Origin of the sequence: Pseudomonas sp. WS 5411, from assembly GCF_012985595.1 — a bacterium.
Lineage (GTDB): Bacteria > Pseudomonadota > Gammaproteobacteria > Pseudomonadales > Pseudomonadaceae > Aquipseudomonas > Aquipseudomonas shahriarae.
Genome location: NZ_JAARMC010000006.1, coordinates 29,077 through 50,577, shown reverse-complemented (window position 1 = coordinate 50,577; position 21,501 = coordinate 29,077). Strand labels below are relative to the sequence as shown.

Sequence of the window (21,501 nt, the reverse complement as noted above, 5' to 3'; positions counted from 1 at the left end):
GAACGCTCGCAGCGCCGGTTGGGAACTGTTGGAGGAGCGCCTGGCCACTGCGCAGATGGCCCAGGAAGGGCTGGCCGCACAATTGGATGCCAGCCGTGATGAGATCAGCGACCTGAGCCAGGCCAATGCGGCCAAACAGGCCGACCTGGCGGCGGTACGCCGGGAAGTCGAGCTGCTGCAGATCGACCGCGACAACGCCCGCGATGCGGCCCACGCCTGGAACCTCGAGCGCTCCGCCAAGGAAGGCGAGCTGCGCCGCCTGGACGCCTTGTCGGCCTCCCTGCGTGCCGAACTGCGCGAGCAGCAGGACAGCCATCAACAACGCCTCAACGACCTGCAAGGCTCGCGGGATGAGCTGCGCGCGCAGTTCGCCGAGTTGGCCGGGAAGATCTTCGACGAGCGCGAGCAGCGATTTGCCGAAACCAGCCAGCAACGCCTCGGGCAATTGCTTGACCCGCTGAAGGAGCGCATCCAGTCGTTCGAAAAACGCGTGGAAGAAAGCTATCAGAACGAGGCGCGGGAGCGATTTTCCCTGGGCAAGGAGCTGGAGCGCCTACAGCAATTGAACCTGCGCCTGTCGGACGAAGCCACCAACCTCACCCGCGCCCTCAAGGGGCAGAAGACCCAAGGCAACTGGGGTGAGTTGATTCTGGAGCGGGTGCTGGAACATGCCGGCCTGGAGAAGGGCCGCGAGTACCAGACCCAGGTCAGCCTCAAGGGCCCCGATGGCGAGCGTTTCCAGCCGGACGTGCTGATCATGTTGCCGGGCGACAAGCAGGTAGTGGTGGACTCCAAGGTCAGCCTGACTGCGTATCAGCAGTACGTGGCGGCCGATGACGAGGTGATCGGCCAAGCCGCCCTCAAGCAGCACGTGCTGTCGCTGCGCAATCATGTCAAAGGCTTGGCCGGCAAGGACTACAAGCGTCTTGAAGGCTTGCACAGCCTGGATTTCGTGTTGTTGTTCGTGCCCATCGAGGCCGCGTTTTCGGCTGCGTTGCAGGCCGAGCCGAACCTGTTCCAGGAAGCCTTCGACCGCCATATCGTAATCGTCAGCCCGACCACCTTGCTGGCGACCCTGCGGGTGATCGACAGCCTGTGGAAGCAGGAGCGGCAAAGCCAGAACGCCCGGGAAATTGCCGAGCGCGCCGGCTGGCTGTACGACAAGTTCGTATTGTTTATCCAGGACCTGGATGAAGTGGGTAATCGCCTACAACAGCTGGATAAGGCTTACAGTGCAGCGCGCAACAAGCTCACAGATGGTCGCGGCAATCTGGTCAGCCGGGTGGAACAATTGAAGCTGCTCGGCGCGCGCGCCAGTAAAGGTCTGCCTGCGGATCTGTTGGAAAAAGCGATGACCGACGAAGATGGCGTCGCCCAGCTACCTGACTAGACGCAGAACCGAAATGCGGGAGTGGGCTTTTGTGGGAGCCGGAGGACGCGCACGCTTCAATGATCAGGTCGGCTCTAAGGCCGCCTCGCTTTGCTTGTGATTTTGATCTCAGGCGCCCCGTTAAACCACGCTGGCCGTCATCCGATATTGATTTGGGGGGTAACCCGGCAGGACGCCGGGTTAGCCGCGCTGGGCCATGGATGGCCCATCGCGGCGGCCCCCCAAATCAATGTCGGATGACGGGCACACCGAGCCTAGGCGAGGTGCCGAGTGGTGGGGCAGGAGCCCTTTTGGTTACTTTTGGGGCTCTTTTCCAAAAGTGACCCGCCGTAAGGGCGGAACCAATAGCCGCCGTGACCGTAGCAATGGATCTGTACACAACCCCAAGAACCACGAAAGAGTCGTGTAGATACCGTTGACCATCGCAGGCAAACCAACTCCCACACGTTACAACGGCAAATGCCGATTCAGCAGCGCCCGCAACGCCGCCGGTTTCACCGGTTTGGCCAGGTAATCCAACCCCGCCGCATGCACCTCGGCCACCATTTCCGGCCGGCCATCGGCGCTGATCACCACCCCCGGAATCGGTTCCGCCAGTTGTGCGCGCAGCCAACCCATCAATTCGGTACCCGTCTCGCCGTGGTCCAGGTGGTAATCCACCAGGGCCAATTGCGGGCGCATGCCTTCTGCCAGCAACACGGCGCATTGCGCCTGGTCGCGTGCGGTCCAGACCTGGCAGCCCCAGCGGCTCAACAGGCTGCGCATGCCAATCAGGATGCTGTCCTCGTTGTCCACGCACAGCACCTGGGCGCCGCTCAACGGCAGGCCCTTTTCCGGTGTGGCTTGTACCTGCACGCTGGTCTGCGCCTTGGCCAGCGGCACGCTGACGCTGAACACGCTGCCTTTGCCTGGCCATGAGCGCACGCGCAAGCGGTGGCCGAGCACTCGGCACAGGCCGTCAGCAATGGCCAGGCCAAGGCCCAGGCCTTTCTCGGCACGGGTCTGGTGGCTGTCCAGGCGCTTGAACTCTTCGAAGATGACTTTCTGTTTATCCAGCGGAATGCCCGGGCCACGGTCCCACACTTCCAGGCGCAGTTCGCCACGCCGCCGTCGTACACCCAGCAGCACCGGGCCGTGGGCATAGCGGAAGGCGTTGGTCAGGAAATTCTGCAGGATCCGCCGCAGCAGTTTGATATCACTGTCGACGCGCAAGCGACTGCCGCGCAGGCGGAAACGCAAGCCTTGCTCCTGGGCCAGCACCTTGAACTCCGCGCCCAGGGCGTCGAACAGTTCACTCAAGGCAAATGGCTGACGCTGAGGGTTGATCTTGCCGTTTTCCAGGCGGGAGATATCCAGCAAGTCGCTGATCAGGTCTTCGGCCGAGCGCAACGAACTGTCCAGGTGCTGCACCAGTTGCCGGGCTTCGCCGGACAAACCTTCGCTCTGGTGGGAGAGGGCGGCCGAGAACAGTCGCGCAGCGTTCAGCGGTTGCATCAGGTCATGACTGACCGCGGCGAGGAAGCGGGTTTTCGACTGGTTGGCCGACTCGGCCACACCTTTGGCATCGGTCAGGGCCACGTTCAGTTGCGACAGTTCATGGGTACGCTCGGTGACCCGCTGCTCCAGACCCTCGTTGGCCTCGGTCAGGGCCTGCTCGGCCTCGCGGAAGGCAGTAATGTCAGTAAAACTCATGACGAACCCGCCACCCGGCATCGGGTTGCCGATCAGCTCGATCACCCGGCCATTGGGAAACAGTCGTTCCGAAGTATGGGCCCGGCCCTGGCGCATCCAGTGCAGGCGCCGTGCCACGTGGACTTCGGCCTCGCCCGGGCCGCATAGCCCGCGCTCGGCGTTGTAGCGAATAATGTCGGCAATCGGCCGGCCGACGCTGATCAGGCCCTCGGGATAGTTGAACAGCTCCAGGTAACGACGGTTCCAGGCCACCAGCTTGAGGGACTGATCCACCACGCTGATGCCCTGGGTGATGTTCTCGATCGCGCCCTGCAACAGCGCCCGGTTGAACTGCAGCACTTCGGAGGCTTCGTCAGCGATACGGACTACGTCCTCCAGCTGCATTTCGCGGCCTTCAATCGCTGCTTTCACCACCGCCCGCGTCGATGATGCACCCAGTACGCCAGCCAGCAGCCGTTCAGTGTGGGCGATCCAGTCGTTGTCGGCATTCTGGTTGGGGTTAAAGCCCTTGCCTTGGCGGTAGGCGAAGCGGATGAAGCTCTGTTGCGCCCGTTCTTCGCCGACAAAACGCGCGGCCAGGCTCAACAGGTCATTGATCTGCACCGAGAGCATGGAGCGGGCGCTGGCGCGCTGGCTGGTTTCCTGGCCGATGAACCGCCCGGCCTGCCAATGCTCCGAGACCCGTGTGCGCGACAGCACCGAGACCCAGGCGAACAGGGTGAAGTTACCCGCCAAAGACAGCACCACGCCCTGGGTCAGTGGGGTGATCGGCAGCCCCAGTGGGTTGCCATGCAACCAGGCCAGGCCCGGGAAGATATTCAGCGACCAGCCCAGGCTATGGGCGGCAATTGGCAACACCAGGGTGTAGAACCACAGGAAAGTGCCCGCCGCCAGGCCGGCAAACACGCCGCGCCGGTTGGCTTGCTTCCAGTACAGCGCGCCGAGCATCGCCGGTGCCAGCTGGGTCACGGCGGCAAACGCAATCTGGCCGATGGTCGCCAGGCTGGCGGTGGAGCCGAGCAGGCGGTAGCTGACATAGGCCAGCAGCAGAATGATCACGATACTGACCCGGCGTACCGAGAGCATCCAGTGACGGAAGACTTCGAACGGGCGCTCGGCGTTGGTCCGGCGCAGCAGCCACGGCAGCAACATATCGTTGGAGACCATAGTCGACAGCGCCACACTCGCCACAATGACCATGCCGGTCGCCGCCGAAGCACCGCCGATAAACGCCAGCAGTGCCAGGGCCGGATGGGCTTCGGCCAGAGGCAGGCTGATCACGTAGGAGTCCGGCAGTACCGAGCTGGGCAGCAGCATCTTGCCGCCCAGGGCAATCGGCACTACAAACAGTGCGGCCAGCACCAGATACGCCGGGAACACCCACTTGGCCAGGCGCAGGTCCTGGGGCTCGATGTTCTCCACTACAGTGACGTGGAACTGGCGGGGTAGACAGATGATCGCCATCATCGCCACGCCGGTCTGCACCACCATCGAGGGCCAGTTGACGGTCTCTTTCCAGTATTCCTCCAGCCTCGGCGCAAGCATTGCCTGGCTGAACAGATCGTTGAAACCGTCGTACAGGCCGTAGGTCACAAACGCACCCACGGCGAGAAACGCGAACAGCTTGACCAGAGACTCGAAGGCAATCGCCAGCACCATGCCACGGTGGTGCTCCGTCGCGTCGAGGTTGCGCGTGCCGAACACGATGGTGAACAGCGCCAGCACCAGGGACACGATCAGGGCGGTGTCTTGGGCCCGCGTGCCGGTGGCATCGGCGCCGGCGCCAATCAGCAGGTTGACCCCCAGCACGATGCCTTTGAGTTGCAGGGCAATATAAGGCAGCACGCCCACCAGGCAGATCAGCGCCACGACCACGGCCAGGGACTGGGATTTGCCATAGCGCGCGGCGATAAAGTCGGCGATGGAGGTGATGTTTTCCTGCTTGCTGATCAGAATCATCTTTTGCAGGACCCAGGGCGCCAGCACCAGCAGCAGGACGGGGCCCAGGTAGATCGGTAAAAATGCCCACAACTGTTCGGCGGCCTGACCTACAGCGCCGAAGAAGGTCCAACTGGTGCAGTACACCGCCAGCGACAGGCTATACACCCACGCACGCACCCGCGGCGGCAGGGGCGCACGGCGGCGGTCACCGTAGAAGGCGATGGCAAACATAATGGCCATATAGGCCAGGGCAACGGCGGCGATCAGCCCGCTGGACAGCGTCATGAATACTCCGGACATAAAAACGCCCAGGCATTCCAGGCCCGGGACGACAGTCTCGCATGATGGCCGGGGTTAGTCAGTGCCGACGAAGGTCGGGTAGGGGGCAGTTCCTACGATCGTGGCGGCAGGGTCTTCTGGCGCAGGATGTAGATTGTCACCAACACCGCACTGGTCAACATAAAACCCCGTGCCCAGGGCAATGGCACCAGGTAGCAAGAGATGCCGATGCTCAGCCACATCAGGCCGATTGCATAGACTTTGCCCTTGAGTGGGATGCCGTTGCCATCGAGGTAATCCCGAATCCAAGGGCCCAGGCGCGGATGGTTGACCAGCCAGTCGTAGAAGCGCGGTGAACTACGGGCAAAGCAGCCGGCGGCCAATAGCAGGAAGGGGGTGGTCGGCAAGACCGGCAGGAAGATTCCGATCACCCCGAGCACTACGCTCAACCAGCCAATGGCCAGCAGCACGTAGCGCACAATCGGGGAGCGGTTGCCCATGGGCGCCACGGGCGGGGGACTCAGTGATGGCGAGGCTTGAGGATCGCCGGTTTTTCGTCGGGGGCGTTGCACAGCAGGTACAGGGCGGTCAGTGCTTCCGGGATCTGTACGATCATGTCGTCCATCAGATTGGCATCGCTGGCGATGTCGGCGAACTCAGGCTGGTCGTCGAACAGGCCGGAACCGACCATGATCGGCAGCAGCATTTCGCTGACTTCTTCCTCGGCGGTTTCGAACCAGGCGGCTTCACGCAGGAACACACCTTCCATGAAACCAATGCACCAGCCGCGCAGGTCGGAGTCGTCCGGCTCTTCGCCGAGGTCGAGCTCGCAGGGCAGCTCGAACTCTTCATCGGAGGCCAGTTGGCGGGAGATGTGGGCCTTGAGCTGGATCAGGGTTTCTTCGATCTCGCTGCGCTGGGCCTCATCCTTGTAGTGCGGCTCTTCGGCGAACAGGGCGTCGATCCATTCACGATCAGGAACCGGTTCGGAGCAGATCGACAGCGCAGTCAGGTAGCCATGGGCGGCCACGTAGTCCAGCGCCTCGTCATGCAGCTCATCGGCATCGAGGAAGGCTTGCAGGCGGTTTAGTTGCTCAGCGAAGGACATTGAAAGACTACCTTGGGAATATACGATGCTGAATTCTAGGCTTTCTTGAGCGTGCAGGCCAGCCGCACGGCATATTTGCAAGGTTTTCAGATGGGCCGCTATTCGTCAGCGGCGCCCTTTGCCGGGGAGTGCTCGGGTATACTGCCGCGTTTTGTGATGCCCCTGCAGGCCGGATGCGGTTGCGGGAAAAGTTCGCTTACGGATTATTTTCCGGCCAGGCGTGCTTTTTCAGCCAGCCTGTACAGAGGGATTTCGGTGGAATTTGGAGTTTTTCATGCTTGAACAGGCTCAACGCGTCCTCAAGGACATCTTCGGCTACGACAGCTTTCGTGGCCGCCAGGGTGCGATCATTGAGCGCGTGGCTAGCGGCGGTGATGCCCTGGTCCTGATGCCTACCGGCGGCGGTAAGTCGTTGTGCTTCCAAGTGCCGGCATTGTTGCGCGAAGGGCTGGCGGTGGTGGTCTCGCCGTTGATCGCGCTGATGGACGATCAAGTGGCCACCCTGGAAGAACTGGGCGTCGCCGCCGCCGCGTTGAACTCTACCCTGAGCGCCGAGCAGCAGCGCGACCTGGCGGCGCGGATCCGCCGCGGCGAAGTGAAAATGCTGTATCTGGCGCCCGAGCGTCTGGTCCAGCCGCGGATGCTGGCGTTCCTGCAGAGCCTGGAAATCTCCCTGTTCGCAATCGACGAGGCCCACTGTGTATCCCAGTGGGGCCACGATTTCCGCCGTGAATACCTGCAATTGGGGCAACTGGCCGAACTGTTCCCCAACGTGCCGCGCATCGCCCTGACCGCCACGGCCGACAAGCGCACCCGCGAAGAGATCGTCGAGCGCCTGCACCTGCAGAACGCCGAACGTTTTCTCTCCAGCTTCGACCGTCCGAATATCTTTTACCGCATCGTGCCCAAGGAACAGCCGCGCAAGCAGTTGCTGGCGTTCCTTTCGGAGCGGCGCAGCGATGCCGGGATTGTCTACTGCCTGTCACGCAAGAAGGTCGATGAAGTGGCGGCGTTCCTGTGCGAGCAGGGCTACCCCGCGCTGCCTTACCACGCTGGCCTGCCCAACGAACTGCGGGCCTACCACCAGAAGCGCTTCCTCAACGAGGAAGGCCTGATCATGGTCGCGACCATTGCGTTTGGCATGGGCATCGACAAGTCCAACGTGCGCTTCGTGGCCCATATGGACTTGCCCAAATCCCTGGAAGCGTACTACCAGGAAACCGGGCGGGCCGGGCGTGATGGCCTGCCGGCGGATGCCTGGATGGTCTACGGCCTGCAGGATGTGGTGATGCTCAAGCAGATGCTGCAGAACTCCGAGGGCGATGAGCGCCACAAGCGCCTGGAGCAGCACAAGCTCGACGCCATGCTGTCGCTGTGCGAAGAAACCCGCTGCCGTCGCCAGACCTTGCTCGCCTATTTCGACGAAGACATGCCCCAGCCCTGCGGGCATTGCGACAACTGTGTAGATGGTGTGCAGACCTGGGATGCCACTGAGCCAGCACGTCAGGGCCTGTCGGCGATCTTCCGTACCGGCCAGCGTTATGGCGTCGGCCATCTGGTGGATGTGCTGCTGGGCAAGGACAACGAAAAAATTCGCAGCTTTGGTCACCAGCACCTGTCGGTGTATGGCGTGGGCAAGGCGCGGGCTGAAGGCGAATGGCGCTCGCTGTTCCGCCAGATGGTGGCCCGTGGCCTGGTGGATATCGACCTGGAAGGCTACGGCGGCCTGCGCTTGAACGACAGTTGCCGGCCACTGCTCAAAGGCGAGGTCAGCCTGGAGCTGCGCCGCGACCTCAAGCCGCAGACCACTGCCAAATCCAGCAGCACCAGCCAGGCCAGCCAACTGGTGCGTGGCGAAGAGCGCGAGCAGTGGGAAGCCCTGCGTGCCTTGCGCCGCAAGCTGGCGCAAGAGCACAGCGTGCCGCCCTACGTCATCTTCCCCGACTCCACCTTGCTGGAAATGTTGCGTGAGCAGCCCACCACCATGGCCGAAATGGCCCGGGTCAGTGGCGTCGGTGCGCGCAAGCTGGAGCGTTATGGCCAGGCCTTCCTGGAAGTCCTGGGCGGCCAGGCCGAGGCGCCGAAGGAAGTCGCCGATATCCGCCACGAACTGATCAGCCTGGCCCGCGCCGGCATGACCCCGATCCAGATCGCCGGGCAGTTGCAGTGCTCGGAAAAGAACGTCTACACCTTGCTGGCTGAGTCCATTGGCAAGCAACAGCTGTCATTGGAGCAGGCCCTTGATCTGCCGGAAGACTTGCTGGGTGAAATCCAGGATGCGTTTCTCGATGGTGAAGGCGAGTTGCCACCTGTTTCCGATATAGCACCGCTGTTCACCGGGCGGGTGCCTGAGGGTGTTTTGTACTGTGTGCGGGCCGCTTTGCAGTCGGAATTCGAGATTTGATGCGTCAATTACGACAATGTAACGAATCAGTACATTGCAAGCCTTGCCTACTGTCATAGGTCATGCTTAGCTGACTAATAATTAGCCACACTTTATTTTCAGTCTAACCCATGAGTTTTTTATGCCGTTAACCGATCAACACCGTTTTGGCATGCAGTTGGCGCAAATGTCCCGTGGCTGGCGCGCCGAGTTGGATCGCCGTCTGGCAGGGCTTGGGCTGTCCCAGGCCCGCTGGCTGGTGCTGCTGCATCTGGCCCGCTTTGAAGAAGCGCCGACCCAGCGTGAGCTGGCCCAGAGCGTCGGGGTGGAAGGGCCCACATTGGCGCGTCTGCTCGACAGCCTGGAAAGCCAGGGTCTGGTGCAACGCCAGGCTGTGCTAGAAGACCGGCGCGCCAAGCGCATTGTGTTGTGTGATCCGGCAAGGCCGCTGATTGATCAGATCGAGACTATTGCCACGGCTTTGCGCCAGGAGCTTTTTGTGGGGGTCGATGAGGAGGATATGCGGGTGTGCATGCGGGTGCATGGGCATATCCTGGCGAACCTGGAAAAGACCTGATCCGATTACGCCGCTGATCAAAATGTGGGGGGCGGGCTTGCTCGCGATGGCGTCGGGTCAGTTACTGGATATTTGGCTGACACTCCGTCATCGCGAGCAAGCCCGCTCCCACACAAGCCTGCTCCAGCTCGGCTAAGTGTTTTTCTTAGAACGTCTGCCCAAGATTCAGATACACCGCCTTCTGATTGTCATCATTGAACCCATAACTGAAATTCAACGGCCCCAGCGGTGTATCAAACCCGAGGAAGATGCTCGCGGCATTGATATAGCCACTGTCGAATTCATTGTCGTTGTTCCACGCCCGCCCCCGTTCCAGGGAGGCGCCCAGGTACAGTGGGAAGTCCAGCGGCAGGTACGAGCGTGGGGTCAGGCGGCGGTAGTAGACGGCGCGCATCAGGCTGATGTTCTGCCCGGAAATCGCATCCTGGCGGAACCCTGACAGCTGCCGCGCACCGCCCAGCAGGAAGCTGGAAATCACCACGTCTGAATTGTCCAGAGTGCGCCCGTAGCGACCGCCCAATACCAGGGTGTCCGGGCCGTGGCTCATGGCCTTGTCCAGCTTGAACTCCCATTGCCGGTAGCGCTGGTCGGAGCCGAGGCCGGGTTCGAATTCGCGGTAGGCCAGGCCAATGTCTTCGCCGGTATGGGGGAAGTACACGTTATCCAGGGAGTCGAACGAGTACTTCAGTTCGTAGAAGCCCTCGCTGAAGCTCACGCTTGGTAGGTCGCGGTCGCCAATGCGCACATCGGCCTTGCCCCAGGCCTCGCCGACACCGAAGCGGATTTCGCCGCTGTTGCCGATCTGCCGGCCGACGTTCAAGCCAAAACCATAGCGCTCCAGGCGGTACTCGGAGATCGGGTCGTTATCCAGGATCAGTTCGACGTTTTGCGCCTGGGCGCTGATATAGGGGGCGACGAAATAGCGGGAGCCGGTATCCATCGGCTGATAGAACTCGCTGTACAGCTCCTGGCGATCACCGATCTGCACCCGGGTCAGCCATTCGGCGCCGAGGCGGTTGATGCCGTTGATGCGGTAGCTGGCGCCGAGGTTGAAGGCGCTGTCGCCGCGCATGTCATCGGACAGGTTGAGCCCCAGGCGCAGGTAGTCGGTGCCGCTGCGTTTGCCGCGCGCGCTGATGACCAGGGTGTTGTCCGGGCCTTTTTTCACCACGCGGTATTGCACCTGTTCGAAGTAATCCAGGCCGTACAGGGTGCCCATATCCGATTGCAGGCGCGCCAGGTTCAGGGGCTCGCCAATGGGTTGGCGGATGTAGTAGCGGATCACGTCGTCGCCGACTTTCGAGTCGTTCTCCACCTTGATCGCGGTAATCGTCGGGTTGCGCTGGCCCGGCGTGCGGGCGGCGGTCAGTTCGGCGTCCACGGACCCGGTTGGGCGCAGGCGTGCCAGGCGGGTATCCAGCGCGCGGGTGGCGCGGTAGCCGGCGTCGATCATGTCTTTGGCGCGGCCAAAATCGGTCACGCCATACGCGGCCAATGGTGGCTGGATCAGCACATCGCCTGCGTGCAGGGCCTTGAGTTGTTCTTCGGAATTTCGGCGGGTCATCAGGGTGATGGACTGGTTGAGCACATCCACCACCGTCGTCAATTGCTTGCGGCTGCGCAAGGGCGTGCCGATATCCACCACAATGGCGATATCGACCCCCATCTCACGCGCCACATCCAGGGGGATGTTGTCGGTCATGCCGCCATCCACCAGCAGCCGGCCGTCCAGCTCCACCGGGGCGAACACTGCGGGGATCGACATGCTGGCGCGAATCACCTGGGGCAGATGGCCCTTGCGAAACACCACTTTTTCGCCGCTGGTGATGTCAGTGGCCACGGCGCGGAATGGAATCGGCAGCTTGTCGAAGTCGCGGGTGTTGCTGCTGTGGGCGAACATGCTCTCCAGCAGCAGCGCCAGGTTCTGGCCCTGGATCACGCCCAGGGGCAGGCCCAGGCTGCCGTCATCGCGAAAACTCAGTTTCTGCTTGATCAGGAAGTCCCGGTCATCCTGTTTGCGCCGGAACGGCACATCTTCCCTGGGCGGGGCATCGGACAGCGCCAACTGCCAGTCGATGCTCAGGGCGAGCTTTTCCAGTTCGTCGATCTTGTAGCCTGATGCGTACAGCCCGCCAATCACCGCGCCCATGCTGGTGCCGGCAATCGCGTCGATGTGGATGCCTTGCTCTTCCAGGGCCTTGAGCACGCCGATGTGGGCCAGGCCGCGGGCAGCGCCGCCGGAGAGCACCAGGCCGATTTTCGGGCGCGGGGCTTCCACGGCGTGGACAAAGACAGGGAGTAAGCACAGCAACAGGCAGGACAACAGGCGGCGCATCATCAATCTCGGGGCTGGACGATAAAGGCCGGTATTATAGCCATCCGATTCACCTGTCCCGTCATGCAGGAGTCTGTCATTTCATGTCCACTGCCAAGCCTGAGATTGTCATCACCTATTGCACCCAATGCCAGTGGCTGCTGCGCGCTGCGTGGCTGGCCCAGGAACTGTTGAGCACCTTTGCCGATGACCTCGGCAAAGTGGCGCTGGAGCCGGCGACCGGCGGGGCGTTTCGCATTACGTGCGACGGTGTACAGATCTGGGAGCGCAAGGCCGATGGCGGGTTCCCGGAGGCCAAGGTGCTCAAGCAGCGGGTGCGCGACCAGATTGATCCGCAGCGAGACCTGGGGCACAACGACCGCGCCTCGTAAACGGCACTGCCGGCGCTTGGCCGGCAGTGTCGGGTGCTTTACTTGGCGGCCATTTTATTCTTGATCCAGCCGACGACAAACGTCAGCACCAAGCCGCCCACACCACCGCCAACGATATTGCTGCCCACCGCCGCAACATCCAGGGCTCCGCCCGCCGGCATGCCGCTGATGGCCGAGACGATCTGCCCCAGCACCAGGCCGCCGACGCCGCCGACCAGGGTGTTGAGCCCGGAACCCAGGCCTTGCTTGCTCAGGCCGGCGATATTGCCGCCGACCGCGCCGCTGATGATCTGAATGATCAGGGTGATAAACATGTCCATGGTGAAACTCCTGCAGAGCGTTAGGGGAGTGACCACTCGCATGCAGCAACTTCAAGGACCACGGCTGTCGTCGAGGAGTCTGTATCCGTTGAACGACAGCTGACTGTTGCGGATACAAAAAGTATAGATCAGGCCGCGGCCGTCGGTTGCCTGGCCTTGACAGGGCGGCTCATCAAGCCTGAGACGACTATGGCGGCAATAATCAGCACACCGCCCAGCAGCATGCGCAGGGTCGGGGTTTCGCTGAACAGCAGCCAGGCCACGGTGATGCCATACACCGGCTCCATGGCGAATACCACAGCAGCGGTGCGCGCCTTGAGCACCTTGAGGCTGCCGACAAACAAACTGTGGGCCAGGCCGGTACAGAACACCCCCAACAGGCCGATCCACAACCAGTCCAGGGCGCGTACTTCTGCGAGGCCTGGGGCCGCGACAGGTAGCAGGCACAGGGCGACTACCACGTTCTGGCACAAGGCCGCCTGCACGGGCGGGATGCTGGCGCTGGCCCGGTTGTTCAATGACAGCAGCGAGAACAGCAGGCCCGAGACCACGGCCCAGACCAGGCCGCTGGTGGCCTGGCTGGCGAGATCGAAGTCCGGGGTGACCAGCACCAGGCCGACGCTGACCAGCACCACCAGCACCATTTCATTGGCGCGGATCCGCTCGCGAAAGATCAGCCCTTCGAGGATCACCGTAAACGCCGGGAAGGTGGTGAAACCCAGCGTCGCAATCGCCACGCCGGCCACTTTCACCGCAATAAAGAAACTCACCCAGTGCCCGGCCAGCAGCAAGCCGCTGAGCAGCAGGCGCCGCAGGTCGGCGCTGTACAGCTTGTGCCAGGGTGTGTTGCTGGCGAAGCGGGCGAACAATGCCAGGGCTAGCACGGCGAAGGCGGCGCGGCCAAACACGATAATGCTCGGCGAGGCGGCGGCGAGTTTGCCGAAGACGCCGGTGAGGCCAAACATTAATGCACCAATGTGCAGGGCGCCGAGGGCTGTGCGCGGGGTCATGACAATCCTTAAAACAGTGGGCAGGCAGGCATCCAGTCTAGAGCGCCTGGCGCCTGGGTGTCTGTCGTGGGAATCGCCGGTTTTATCGCAGGACTAGCGCCGCTTGTCGAGTCGGCGCAAAGCTCCGGGCGAGCTGCCGAACTCGCGCAACACGGCGGCGGCAAACGCACTTTGCGAGGCATAGCCAACCCGCGCGGCGATCTCGCCAATCGGCAGGAGGCTGTCGCGCAGCAAGCCACGGGCCATTTGCAGGCGACGATTGCGGATGTAGTCCATGGGAGTCAGCCCGCATTCGGTGACAAAGCGTGCGTGCAGGCGGGCGACGGACATATCCGCCAGCCGTGCCAGATCCGCGACCTGCAGCGGGTAGGCCGCATGCTGGTCGATATGGGCATTGAAGGCGCCATAGGGCAGGCGTCGTGCGCCGGTGTGCGCAGGTGGTTGGCCATTGAGCGTGGCCAGTAGCAGCACCGCACCTTGTTGGGCGATCAAGGGGTCATCCAGTGCGCCGCTCGCCAGCCAGTTGACCAACTGGCCCTGGCGGCTATCCAGGCTCACCCGCGCCGGCCGATCCAGCAGGCGGCGACTGGCATCCGCGTGCTCGCCCAAGGATTGCACCATCCACTGTTCGTCGGGCACATCCAGTACCAGGCAGTGGCTGCCCTGGGGGCTGCCGCAGGCGTGATGGGTGGAGAAGGGCAGGACCATCACCCCTTGCGGGCAAACTTCGCCGCCGATGCCTTCCACCTCGAAATCCAGGCGGCCGGCCAGGCCGAACACCAGTTGCGCATGGTCATGGCTATGGGCAATCAGGTCGTGGGTGTAATGGCGCAGCGTGAGGGTCGGTCTCATCGCAATCTCCCGGGCAGGCCGGCAGTTTACACCGCCCGACGGGCGGCGGGCGCTGTCATCTGACTGACGCAAGACTGTCATGGGCTATTAATTGCCCGGGCGCAAGCTGGCGAAAACACCCCTGAGGTATGCCCATGACCAGCGCCGAGCTCGCCAAACCCAGCCGCAAGCAACGGGTTCGTACCCTGTGGATCTCCGACGTGCACCTGGGCACCCGGGACTGCCAGGCCGAACATCTGTCGCAGTTCCTCAAGGGCTACCACGCCGACAAGGTGTACCTGGTGGGCGATATCATCGACGGCTGGAAACTGCGCAGCGGCATGTACTGGCCCCAGGCCCACACCAACGTGATCCGCCGCCTGCTGACCATGAGCAAGCGTGGCACCGAGGTGATCTACGTCACCGGCAACCACGACGAGTTCCTGCGCCGCTATTCCAAGCTGATCCTGGGCAATATCCAACTGGTGGACGAAGCGGTGCATGTGACTGCCGATGGCCGGCATCTGCTGGTGATCCACGGCGACCAGTTCGACGTGATCACCCGTTACCACCGTTGGCTGGCGTTTCTTGGCGATTCGGCCTACGAGTTCACCCTGACCCTCAACCGCTGGCTGAACCACTGGCGGGCGCGTTATGGCTATGGCTACTGGTCGCTGTCGGCGTACCTCAAGCATAAGGTGAAGACAGCGGTGAGCTTTATCAGCGATTTCGAGGAAGCCATCGCCCATGAAGTGACCAAACGCGAGCTGCACGGCGTGGTGTGCGGGCATATCCACCATGCGGAGATTCGCAAGGTGGGAGAGGTGGACTACCTCAATTGCGGGGATTGGGTGGAGTCGTGCACGGCATTGATCGAGCACTGGGATGGGCATATCGAGTTGTATCGGTTGGCGGATGCCCAGGCCAAGGAGGCGCAGGTCAAGGCCGAGATGGTTGCTGGCTGAAGATCGCCTCGGTCAAAAAATGTGGGAGCGGGCTTGCTCCCACATTTGGATAGCGTTTTGTCTTAGGGTTTACATACGTGCGCAATGGCATCGGCAAGCAACCCCAGGCGCGTCTCATCAATCCCGGCCACGTTGGCCCGCCCGGAACTGACCATGTACACGCTGTGTTTTTCCCGCAGCTGTTTCACCTGTTCGGCGCTCAGGCCGGTATAGGAAAACATCCCGCGCTGCACGCCGACATGGGCAAAACGCTCAGACAGCCCATGGGGCGCCAGCGCTTCGACCAGGCCTGAACGCAATTGCGCGATACGCGAGCGCATGCCTTCGACTTCGCTGCTCCACAGCTGTTTGAGCTCCCTATCACCGAGGATGGTCGCGACTACGGCAGCGCCATGATCCGGCGGTGTCGACCACAGGTTGCGCGCGATAAACGCCAGCTGGCTGCGCACATCCAGCAGTTTCTCGGCATCGTTGGCACACACAATCAGCGCGCCGACGCGGTCGCTGTACAAGCCGAAATTCTTCGAGCAGGAGCTGGTGATCAGCACCTCAGGCAGTTCATCGGCAAACAAGCGCACCGCCCACGCGTCCTGTTCCAGGCCATCGCCAAAACCCTGATAGGCGAAGTCGATCAGCGGCAGCAGTTGGCGCTCGCGCACGATCTGCAGGACCTGGCGCCAGTCGTCCTGGGACAGGTCGAAACCGGTGGGGTTGTGGCAGCAGGCGTGCAGCAGCACCACGTCGCCCTCGGGCACCGTGGCCAGGGTGGCGAGCATGGCTGGTACGTCGAGGCGGTTGTCACTGCCCACATAGGGGTAGTGGCTGACCTTGAGCCCGGCCTTGGCGAAGATGGTTTCGTGGATCGGCCACGTCGGGTTGCTCAGCCACACGCCACGGCCTGGCAGGCAGTGGGCGATAAAATCGGCGCTCAGGCGCAGGGCGCCGGTGCCACCTGGGGTTTGCGTGGCGCCGGCGCGTTGTGCCTTGAGCAGCGCGGAATCGGCGCCCAGCACCAATTCACTGATCAGGCGGCCGAAAGTCGGGTCGCCATGCCCGCCGATGTAAGTCTTGGTGGTTTGCTGGTCGACCAGGCGCTGCTCGGCGCGTTTGACCGCCTGCAGGATCGGGGTCAAGCCCTGGGCATCTTTATAGACGCCCACGCCCAGGTCGAACTTTTGCGGGTTGGTGTCCTTGGCATAGGACTCCATCAGCCCCAGGATCGGATCACCGGGCACCCGGCCAATCGCGGCGAAATGCATTACTTGCGGCCCTCGGCGTCCTTGGCCACTTCGTCAGTGCGAGCGGCCATGATGAAGTCGTTGCGGTGCAGGCCCTTGATGGAGTGGCTCCACCAGGTCACGGTGACTTTGCCCCATTCGGTCAGCAGGCCAGGGTGATGACCTTCAGCCTCGGAGATTTCGCCCATGGCGTTGGTAAAGGCCAGGGCGAATTTGAAGTTCTTGAACAGGAATACTTTTTCCAGTTGCATCACGCCGTCGCGCACTTCGATGTTCCAGTCGGGGATCTGCTTGATCAGCGCCGGCAGTTCTGCGTCGCTGACTTGTGGGGCATCGGCGCGGCAGGCTTCGCAATGGGCTTGGTTCAAGGTGGTCATAACGGTGTTCCTGAAATCGAGTATGTGGAATTCGGTTGCCAGTCGCGTCACCCTAAAGCAACGCGCGGCCAGGGAACAGACTCACCTGGCCTTTAAAGCATCAGTTCAAGCCGCCTTGGGCTTGGGGGGAAACTTTGGTGCATGCAACCCCAGCTGCATGCCGCGTTCGACCATGCCCATGATGTCTTCCTGCGCCACTTCGAACAGGCGCTTGAGGTTGGGCAGGGCGAAATACAGCGGCTGCAGGATGTCGATGCGATACGGCGTGCGCATGGCTTCCAGCGGGTCGAAGGCCTGATGCTCGGGCTCATCCGACAGGCAGTACACCGTCTCTTTCGGTGACGACAAAATACCGCCACCGTAGATGCGCCGGCCTTGGGGGGTGTCCACCAGGCCAAACTCGATGGTCATCCAGTACAGGCGCGCCAGGTACACGCGCTGCTCCTTGGTGGCCGCCAGGCCGAGCTTGCCGTAGGTGTGGGTGAATTCGGCGAACCAGGGGTTGGTCAGCAGTGGGCAGTGGCCGAAAATCTCGTGGAAAATATCCGGCTCTTGCAGGTAATCCAGCTCTTCGCGGGTACGAATAAAGGTCGCCACCGGAAACTGCTTGTTGGCGAGCAATTCAAAGAAGGTCTGGAAGGGGATCAGCGCCGGCACCCGCGCCACTTGCCAGCCGGTGGTTTCGGCCAGCACTTTGTTGATTTCGGCGAGTTGCGGAATACGGTCATGGGGCAGGCCGAGCTTGTCGATGCCGTCCAGGTATTCCTGGCAGGCGCGACCCTCGATCACTTTCAGTTGACGGGTGATCAGGGTGTTCCACACCGCGTGTTCTTCGGGCGGGTAGTGGATAAAACCTTGCGCATCGGGCTCGCGGGCCACGTAGTGCGTCTGTTTCATACGGCTCTCCTGCTAGGCATTCGTTCTTGTTATGTCCTGCTATGGGCTTATTGATACTCCGCCTGGCCGTGGATTCCACCCGCTGTTAAGGGAAGCCTGTAGGAAAAGTCGGTGTCTTTTGTAAAGTATTCGTTACGATTTTGCCGTCGAGCACGCTGCATTGCGTTTTGCTGGTTTGAAAAGGGCGCTGGCTGTCACATAATCTTGACGACTATCTGCGTCCGGTGACAAAAAGACGCAGCCCGATCAGCCCTCCTACAACAAACCGGGCCTTTACATGCGTATCAAAGTGCATTGCCAGAACCGCATCGGCATCCTGCGGGACATCCTCAACCTGCTGGTGGAGTACGGGGTCAACGTGGCCAAGGGCGAGGTTGGCGGCGAACATGGCAATGCCATCTACCTGTACTGCCCGAACCTGGTGAATATGCAATTCCAGGCCCTGCGCCCGCAGTTCGAGGCGATTGCCGGGGTGTTTGGCGTCAAGCGGGTAGGGCTGATGCCCAGCGAGCGTCGGCACATGGAACTCAACGCCTTGCTGGGGGCGTTGGAGTTCCCGGTGCTGTCCATCGACATGGGCGGCTCGATTGTCGCGGCCAACCGCGCGGCGGCGCAGTTGCTCGGGGTGCGGGTGGACGAAGTGCCGGGGATTCCCCTGTCACGCTACGCCGAGGACTTCGACCTGCCGGAGCTGGTGCGTGCCAGCAAGTCGCGGATCAATGGCCTGCGGGTCAAGGTCAAGGGCGACGTGTTTCTCGCCGACATCGCCCCGCTGCAATCCTCCGAACATGACGACAGCGAAGCCATGGCCGGCGCCGTACTGACTCTGCACCGCGCCGACCGGGTCGGTGAGCGCATCTACAATGTGCGCAAGCAGGAGCTGCGAGGCTTCGACAGCATTTTCCAGAGCTCTAAAGTGATGGCGGCGGTGGTGCGTGAAGCCCGGCGCATGGCGCCCCTCGATGCACCCCTATTAATAGAAGGCGAAACCGGCACCGGTAAAGAATTGTTGGCGCGCGCCTGTCACCTGGCCAGCCCGCGTGGGCAGTCGCCGTTGATGGCACTCAATTGCGCGGGGTTGCCGGAGTCGATGGCCGAGACCGAGCTGTTCGGCTACGGCCCTGGCGCGTTTGAAGGGGCACGGGCAGAGGGCAAGTTGGGGCTGTTGGAACTGACGGCGGGCGGTACGTTGTTTCTGGATGGCGTGGGTGAAATGAGCGCGCGATTGCAGGTGAAATTGCTGCGCTTTCTGCAGGACGGCTGCTTCCGGCGCGTGGGCAGTGATGAAGAGGTTTACCTGGATGTGCGAGTGATTTGCGCGACCCAGGTGGACTTATCGGAATTGTGTGCCCGTGGCGAGTTTCGCCAGGACCTGTATCACCGGCTCAATGTGTTGTCGTTGCATATCCCGCCGCTGCGCGAATGCCTCGACGGTTTACCGCCGCTGGTCGAGCACTTTATCGACCAGGCCAGCCGCCTGATTGGCTGCCCGCTGCCCAAGCTGGCGCCGGCGGCCATGGAGCGCCTCAGCCACTACCATTGGCCGGGCAATGTGCGGCAGTTGGAAAACGTGCTGTTCCAGGCGGTGTCGCTGTGTGAGGGCGGCACGATCAAGGCTGAACATATTCGCTTGCCGGACTACGGCGTGCGTCAGCCGCTTGGCGACTTTTCCCTGGAGGGTGGCTTGGAGGAGATCGTCGGGCGGTTTGAAAAGGCCGTGCTCGAAAGCCTGTATGCCGAGCACCCCAGCAGCCGGTTGCTGGGTAAGCGCCTAGGCGTGTCCCACACCACCATCGCCAATAAATTGCGCGATTACGAAGTGCTCAAGGCCGACAAATAAGCCCCTGACACAACGGGATAAAAATGTGGGAGCGGGCTTGCTCGCGAAGGCAGTGGATCAGTCAATACAGGTACCGACCGATCCACCGCCTTCGCGAGCAAGCCCGCTCCCACAATGGATCTGTGTTAATGCCAAGACCGGTGTTTGCCGCAACCGGCAGAACTCCGCCGTTTTTCCGACTCGTCCTGCCCCTCCAATAATCCTTGATACGCCCCAACCCCTTGCCCCGCGTGCCTTTCCCCGACTTTTAAAAAGTTGGTGCGCAAATTGCTAAAGACTCCTCAGTACATCGGTGGGCGGCAAACGTCCGTCAGTAAGAGGAATGAGCGTGGACAAGTACCTTTATGTGGCAATGACCGGCGCCAGCCAGAATGCTCTGGCGCAAAAGGCCCATGCCAACAACCTGGCGAACATTTCCACCAACGGTTTTCAGCGTGACCTGGAGCAGGCCCGTTCGATGCCGGTGTTTGGTGACAGCTTTCCGGCGCGGGCGTTTGCCCTGACCGAGCGTCCTGGTACCGATTTTTCTCCGGGTTCGATGGTCGAGACCGGCCGTGACCTGGACGTTGCCGTCGGCGGCGATGGCTGGATCGCCGTGCAAACCCCCGATGGCGGCGAAGCCTACGTGCGCACCGCGAGCATGAATATCGACGCACTGGGCGTGCTGCGGGCCGGCAACGGCATGCCGATCATGGGCAATGGCGGGCCGATTTCGGTGCCACCCGAGCAGAAGGTCGAAGTCGGCGAAGACGGCACCATCAGCATCCGCGCCATGGGCGAAGGCCCACGGGTGATGGCAGAGGTGGACCGTATCAAGCTGGTCAAGCCGGACCTGGCCAATATGACCAAGGGCCTGGATGGCGCGATCCACACCAAGGACGGCCAGCCGGCGGTGGCCGATGCCAGCGTCAAGGTGAATTCGGGCTTCCTGCAGTCGAGCAACGTCAATGCCGTCGAAGAAATGACGGCGGTGCTGGCCCTGTCCAAGCAGTTCGAATTGCACGTGAAAATGATGAACAGCGCCAAAGAAGACGACCAGGCCATGACTCGCGTCATGCAGATGAGCTGATTGCAGCGCCACTGACTACTAATTTTGTAACGCGGCGCCAACAAACAGGCGCACGAAGGAGAACAGCATGCTTCCGGCTCTATGGGTTGCCAAAACCGGTCTGTCCGCCCAGGACACCAACCTGACCGTTATTTCCAACAACCTGGCGAACGTTTCGACCACGGGCTTCAAACGTGATCGCGCCGAGTTCCAGGACCTGCTCTATCAGATCAAGCGCCAGCCGGGTGCGCAGTCGACCCAGGACAGCGAATTGCCGTCGGGCCTGCAAGTGGGTACCGGTGTGTCCATCGTCGGCACCCAGAAGAACTTCACCGCCGGCAACCTGCAGCAAACCGGGCAGCCGCTGGACATGGCGATCAATGGCCGTGGCTTCTTCCAGATCCTGCAGCCGGATGGCACTACCTCCTACACCCGTGACGGCACCTTCCACCTGGACTCCAACGGCCAGGTCGTGACCGCCAACGGTTTTGCCCTGGAGCCGGCGATTGTCGTGCCCAACGATGCCCAGACCTTCACGGTCGGCGCCGACGGCACCGTGTCCGTCACCATCGCCGGCAACCCGGCGTCGCAAGTGATCGGCAACCTGCAGACCGCCGACTTCATCAACCCGGCCGGCCTGCAAGCCACCGGGAACAACCTGTTCCTGGAAACCGCTGCCAGCGGCGCGCCGCAAGTCGGCACGCCGGGCCTCAACGGGTTTGGCACCACCCTGCAAAGCACCCTGGAAACCTCCAACGTCAGCACCGTGGAAGAGATGGTCAACATGATCACCACCCAGCGTGCCTACGAGATGAACTCCAAGGTGATTTCCACCGCCGACCAGATGCTTTCGTTCGTTACGCAGAATCTGTAATCCAGTCTATGGGGCGCTCATAAGG

At 62.0% G+C, this 21,501-nt stretch carries 18 protein-coding genes; 8 read left to right on the top strand and 10 right to left on the bottom strand.

Features of this window, described 5'->3' with window-relative positions; all coding sequences use genetic code 11:
* Window positions 1-25 precede the first annotated feature (25 nt).
* On the top strand, window positions 26-1,390 hold the full coding sequence (gene rmuC, locus HBR93_RS11745) for a DNA recombination protein RmuC (protein WP_169960423.1): 1,365 nt from the start codon (window positions 26-28) through the stop codon (window positions 1,388-1,390).
* Window positions 1,391-1,837: 447 nt separating this feature from the next.
* On the opposite strand, the gene HBR93_RS11740 is transcribed toward rmuC, so the two are convergent.
* From HBR93_RS11740 to HBR93_RS11730, 3 genes are all read right to left on the bottom strand, one after another.
* Complete coding sequence (locus tag HBR93_RS11740) at window positions 1,838-5,308, bottom strand: PAS domain-containing hybrid sensor histidine kinase/response regulator (RefSeq protein WP_115127648.1); 3,471 nt, start codon at window positions 5,306-5,308, stop codon at window positions 1,838-1,840.
* A 107-nt stretch (window positions 5,309-5,415) separates the two neighbouring features.
* On the bottom strand, window positions 5,416-5,802 hold the full coding sequence (locus tag HBR93_RS11735) for a YbaN family protein (protein WP_057438777.1): 387 nt from the start codon (window positions 5,800-5,802) through the stop codon (window positions 5,416-5,418).
* Between the two features lie 20 nt (window positions 5,803-5,822).
* Window positions 5,823-6,410 (bottom strand): YecA family protein, encoded by a 588-nt coding sequence (locus tag HBR93_RS11730; RefSeq protein ID WP_057438778.1) that lies wholly within the window; start codon window positions 6,408-6,410, stop codon window positions 5,823-5,825.
* A gap of 274 nt (window positions 6,411-6,684) precedes the next feature.
* Here HBR93_RS11730 and recQ point away from each other — a divergent pair, with 274 nt between their 5' ends.
* Both recQ and HBR93_RS11720 read left to right on the top strand, forming a co-directional pair.
* Window positions 6,685-8,814, top strand: a complete 2,130-nt coding sequence (gene recQ, locus HBR93_RS11725) for a DNA helicase RecQ (protein ID WP_057438779.1) — start codon at window positions 6,685-6,687, stop codon at window positions 8,812-8,814.
* A 121-nt stretch (window positions 8,815-8,935) separates the two neighbouring features.
* Window positions 8,936-9,370, top strand: a complete 435-nt coding sequence (locus tag HBR93_RS11720; protein WP_057438780.1) for a MarR family transcriptional regulator — start codon at window positions 8,936-8,938, stop codon at window positions 9,368-9,370.
* Between the two features lie 145 nt (window positions 9,371-9,515).
* On the opposite strand, the gene HBR93_RS11715 is transcribed toward HBR93_RS11720, so the two are convergent.
* Window positions 9,516-11,705 (bottom strand): patatin-like phospholipase family protein, encoded by a 2,190-nt coding sequence (locus tag HBR93_RS11715; protein WP_115127649.1) that lies wholly within the window; start codon window positions 11,703-11,705, stop codon window positions 9,516-9,518.
* Window positions 11,706-11,788: 83 nt separating this feature from the next.
* Here HBR93_RS11715 and HBR93_RS11710 point away from each other — a divergent pair, with 83 nt between their 5' ends.
* Complete coding sequence (locus tag HBR93_RS11710; protein WP_057438781.1) at window positions 11,789-12,076, top strand: SelT/SelW/SelH family protein; 288 nt, start codon at window positions 11,789-11,791, stop codon at window positions 12,074-12,076.
* Between the two features lie 38 nt (window positions 12,077-12,114).
* Here HBR93_RS11710 and HBR93_RS11705 read toward each other — a convergent pair whose 3' ends face one another.
* The 3 genes from HBR93_RS11705 to HBR93_RS11695 form a co-directional block, all read right to left on the bottom strand.
* Window positions 12,115-12,396: a hypothetical protein gene (locus HBR93_RS11705; RefSeq protein WP_057958864.1), complete on the bottom strand. Its 282-nt coding sequence runs from the start codon at window positions 12,394-12,396 to the stop codon at window positions 12,115-12,117.
* Window positions 12,397-12,524: 128 nt separating this feature from the next.
* The gene (locus tag HBR93_RS11700; protein ID WP_169960371.1) at window positions 12,525-13,406 is read right to left on the bottom strand and encodes an EamA family transporter; all 882 of its coding nucleotides are present in this window, start codon (window positions 13,404-13,406) and stop codon (window positions 12,525-12,527) included.
* A 93-nt stretch (window positions 13,407-13,499) separates the two neighbouring features.
* Window positions 13,500-14,258 carry an AraC family transcriptional regulator gene (locus tag HBR93_RS11695; protein ID WP_115127651.1) on the bottom strand — a complete coding sequence of 253 codons (759 nt, stop codon included), beginning with the start codon at window positions 14,256-14,258 and terminating at the stop codon, window positions 13,500-13,502.
* 134 nt (window positions 14,259-14,392) lie between these two features.
* Here HBR93_RS11695 and HBR93_RS11690 point away from each other — a divergent pair, with 134 nt between their 5' ends.
* Window positions 14,393-15,202: a UDP-2,3-diacylglucosamine diphosphatase gene (locus HBR93_RS11690; protein WP_057438785.1), complete on the top strand. Its 810-nt coding sequence runs from the start codon at window positions 14,393-14,395 to the stop codon at window positions 15,200-15,202.
* Window positions 15,203-15,264: 62 nt separating this feature from the next.
* Here the strand turns inward: HBR93_RS11690 and HBR93_RS11685 are convergent, their stop codons facing one another.
* The 3 genes from HBR93_RS11685 to phhA all read right to left on the bottom strand — a co-directional run bounded on the left by HBR93_RS11685 (window position 15,265) and on the right by phhA (window position 17,714).
* A complete protein-coding gene (locus tag HBR93_RS11685) occupies window positions 15,265-16,461 on the bottom strand; it encodes an amino acid aminotransferase (protein ID WP_115127652.1) in 1,197 nt (398 codons plus the stop codon).
* Window positions 16,461-16,817, bottom strand: coding sequence for a 4a-hydroxytetrahydrobiopterin dehydratase (locus HBR93_RS11680; protein WP_115127653.1), 357 nt, complete (start codon window positions 16,815-16,817; stop codon window positions 16,461-16,463). Before HBR93_RS11680 ends, HBR93_RS11685 begins: the two co-directional genes overlap by 1 nt.
* A 105-nt stretch (window positions 16,818-16,922) precedes the next feature.
* Window positions 16,923-17,714 carry a phenylalanine 4-monooxygenase gene (gene phhA / locus HBR93_RS11675; protein WP_057444562.1) on the bottom strand — a complete coding sequence of 264 codons (792 nt, stop codon included), beginning with the start codon at window positions 17,712-17,714 and terminating at the stop codon, window positions 16,923-16,925.
* Window positions 17,715-17,991: 277 nt separating this feature from the next.
* Here phhA and HBR93_RS11670 point away from each other — a divergent pair, with 277 nt between their 5' ends.
* The 3 genes from HBR93_RS11670 (at window position 17,992) to flgG (ending at window position 21,476) form a co-directional block, all read left to right on the top strand.
* On the top strand, window positions 17,992-19,554 hold the full coding sequence (locus tag HBR93_RS11670) for a sigma-54-dependent transcriptional regulator (RefSeq protein WP_057438789.1): 1,563 nt from the start codon (window positions 17,992-17,994) through the stop codon (window positions 19,552-19,554).
* Window positions 19,555-19,882: 328 nt separating this feature from the next.
* Window positions 19,883-20,623, top strand: coding sequence for a flagellar basal body rod protein FlgF (locus HBR93_RS11665; protein WP_057438904.1), 741 nt, complete (start codon window positions 19,883-19,885; stop codon window positions 20,621-20,623).
* A gap of 67 nt (window positions 20,624-20,690) precedes the next feature.
* Entirely contained in the window at window positions 20,691-21,476 is a 786-nt protein-coding gene (gene flgG / locus HBR93_RS11660) for a flagellar basal-body rod protein FlgG (RefSeq protein ID WP_057958870.1), read from the top strand.
* The last annotated feature ends 25 nt before the right edge of the window (window positions 21,477-21,501 follow it).